This window comes from Ensifer sp. VA4 (assembly GCF_055710065.1).
In genome coordinates, this window is the sequence record NZ_JBVQPO010000087.1 from 1 (window position 1) to 255 (window position 255).

Here is a 255-nt window from a genome sequence, read left to right on the forward strand (position 1 = left end):
GCAGGCCATCGATGCCGTGCACCCGAAGACGGCTGTCCACCACCGCCATCGGATCATCGTCACGGCCCATCTTCGTCGTCCCGACGGGATGAAAGATGGTGTTGGCGATATCGCCCGCGAGCCGGGCCAGCTCCTCGTCGCTCTGAAACTGCAAGCCGGGTTTCCACTCCCGCGGCTGGTATTTCGCGAGCGCCGGCTGCGACACGATCTTGCGCACCTGCCGGAGACTCTCGGCAGCAATACGGCGGTCCTCTT

1 protein-coding gene is annotated in these 255 nt (G+C 64.7%); it reads right to left on the reverse strand.

All coding sequences use genetic code 11. From position 1 onward, the window contains the following. A partial coding sequence (locus AC0C6X_RS30280) for a GMC oxidoreductase (protein WP_472956738.1) occupies window positions 1-255 on the reverse strand: 255 nt, incomplete at both ends.